This window comes from Enterobacter cloacae complex sp. 2021EL-01169 (assembly GCF_020733125.1).
Taxonomy (GTDB): Bacteria; Pseudomonadota; Gammaproteobacteria; order Enterobacterales; family Enterobacteriaceae; genus Enterobacter; species Enterobacter roggenkampii.
Genome location: NZ_JAJFTC010000042.1, coordinates 1 through 2,331 on the forward strand (window position 1 = coordinate 1; position 2,331 = coordinate 2,331).

At 47.9% G+C, this 2,331-nt stretch carries 3 protein-coding genes; 2 read left to right on the forward strand and 1 reads right to left on the reverse strand.

Features of this window, described 5'->3' with window-relative positions:
• Positions 1-97 precede the first annotated feature (97 nt).
• The gene (locus LLF79_RS26715) at positions 98-1,501 is read left to right on the forward strand and encodes an ISNCY-like element ISKpn21 family transposase (RefSeq protein WP_001567368.1); all 1,404 of its coding nucleotides are present in this window, start codon (positions 98-100) and stop codon (positions 1,499-1,501) included.
• A 28-nt stretch (positions 1,502-1,529) separates the two neighbouring features.
• Here LLF79_RS26715 and LLF79_RS26720 read toward each other — a convergent pair whose 3' ends face one another.
• Complete coding sequence (locus LLF79_RS26720) at positions 1,530-2,162, reverse strand: DUF6904 family protein (protein WP_001567369.1); 633 nt, start codon at positions 2,160-2,162, stop codon at positions 1,530-1,532.
• Positions 2,163-2,236: 74 nt separating this feature from the next.
• On the opposite strand from LLF79_RS26720, the gene LLF79_RS26725 reads away from it, so the two are divergent.
• A partial coding sequence (locus tag LLF79_RS26725) for a hypothetical protein (protein ID WP_047353200.1) occupies positions 2,237-2,331 on the forward strand: 95 nt, incomplete at its 3' end.

Consider the following 2,331-nt stretch of genomic DNA (forward strand, 5'->3'; position numbering starts at 1 on the left):
TGTAATGGCTCAATAGTAATGTCCGCCTGTGGCTCAATTCAGATGTCCGCGCTATGGTAAGCTTCACTGGTCCGTTTAAACTACCGGGAGGCATATCATGAGCGCAGAAAGCTCAGGAGTGTTTACTTTGAAAGAGATCAACCGGATCAAGATTATACAGGACGTCATTGAACGTCGCATCACAACGCGCCGTGCGGCCGAGCACCTCGGTATCAGCGACAGGCAATGCCGCAGACTTCTTGCCCGTTACCGTGAAGGCGGACCGCTTGGTATGGCCAGCAGACGATGTGGCATGCGTGGTAACCGCCAGTTGCCACCCGGGCTCGCAGATCAGGCTCTGGAACTGATCAAGACGCGTTATGCTGATTTCGGTCCGACTCTGGCGCGTGAAAAGCTCGAAGAACTCCACGGACTGTTTCTTGGCAAAGAAACTGTCCGGCGCATCATGGTGCGGGCTGGCTTATGGGTTCCCCGTAAACAACGTGCCGCAAGGATCCCTCAACCACGGTACCGGCGTCCGTGTACTGGTGAGCTGATACAAATAGATGGCTGTGATCACGACTGGTTTGAAGGCCGTGGCCCGGCCTGCACCGCGCTGGTCTATGTTGATGATGCAACCAGCAAACTGATGGAACTGTTGTTTGTTAAATCGGAGTCCACGTTTTCTTACTTCGAAGCCACGCGGCGCTATATCGATAAGCATGGTAAACCGCTGGCACTGTACAGCGATAAAGCCGGTGTTTTTCGTGTTAACAATAAACACGCCACAGGCGGAGACGGGCATACTCAGTTTGGGCGAGCCATGCATGAACTGAACATCCAGACTATCTGTGCAGAAACCAGTCCCGCCAAAGGGCGTGTAGAACGAGCTCACCTCACTTTACAGGATCGTCTGGTCAAAGAGCTGCGGTTACAGGGCATTTGTTCAATGGAGGCTGCAAATGACTTCGCTGAGGCCTATATGGCTGACTATAACCGCCGTTTTGGCAAAGTACCGCGACATGATTTTGACGTACACCGTGCTGTAGAACATGATGAGGACCTGGGGCTTATTTTCACTGTTCGTGAAAAACGTAAAGTCTCAAAATCGTTGACGATACAATATGATAAAATGTTGTACCTGATTGAAGACAGCGAACTGAGTCGCCGTGCAATAGGTAAATATATCGATGTGTATCACTATCCTGATGGCAGAAAAGAGCTGCGCCTGAACGGTACGCTACTTCCCTACTCTACCTACGACCGACTGTCAGAAATCGACCAGGGCGCGATTGTCGATAACAAGCGTCTTGGCCGAACCCTGGAGTTTATCAGTCTGGTGCAGAGCAAGCGGGATAACACGCGCTCTCAGTCAATTCCCGCTGGAGATGGCCCTTCCCGACGACGGCCAAAGCAGGAAGGGAAGAAATCCCAGCGCTCACTGGATAATGATGACATGCTCGAAGCACTCAAACAGCTTCAGTCACGTTCAGAGGACATTTTTGGTAAAAGAGCCCGCTGATGGTACTCACTGGCCGGACAGTGGTTGCTCACCAGTTGATATTGTCCGGCCAGACCCATGATGTATTATTCATTTCGTTCAGCATCTTTATGTCCTGCTTTTCACGGGCATACTTACCCCATAATGAATGAAAAGAACGAACAATACTGATTAACTGCTTTTTTCTTTGCTCCGGAGATAGGCTGATAAAATAGCAGCACCTGCTGTCAATATTATCCTCAATGAAATTAAAATCAGAGTCTGATGCATATTTTACTGTTAGCATAATATCATTCGACGTTGTTCTCTCAGACTCTGTTAATGCTGATTCTATCAGGTATTCAAAGGCATACATGACAGACAGCTGGTTTTTGTCTGTCTGAATATAACCCATTGAGTTTCTGAGTATTGAGGACTGTACCAGGACCAGAGGCCATAAAAGCTCAACACCATAAAGCTTATATGTATCATGTTGATCATACTGATGTTGCTCAACACGACGATTACCTTCCCGTGCTTTACGAATATCATAGGCAAGGGATAACATAAATCCGTCTTTAACTTTAATCAGTGGGCTTTCATCCACGATGTAATGAATGAGTTCATGTAATTCATTCAGGGCTTCTGAATCTCCCCACAGTATAAAACCTGCATTGTTCGGCGTTAACTCGTATCGAAGCATGGGCTCAATCATCCTGTTGTTTCAGTCGGAGGAAAGTCTATCGGCTTTGTTGAATAAATCGAACTTTTGCTGAGTTGAAGGATCAGATCACGCATCTTCCCGACAACGCAGACCGTTCCGTGGCAAAGCAAAAGTTCAAAATCACCAACTGGCCCACCTACAATAAAGC

Bases quoted from the DNA above. Each gene is read 5' to 3' on its own strand.
- LLF79_RS26715 (WP_001567368.1), top strand. From the start codon at position 98: ATGAGCGCAGAAAGCTCAGGAGTGTTTACTTTGAAAGAGATCAACCGG.
- LLF79_RS26720 (WP_001567369.1), bottom strand. From the start codon at position 2,162: ATGCTTCGATACGAGTTAACGCCGAACAATGCAGGTTTTATACTGTGG.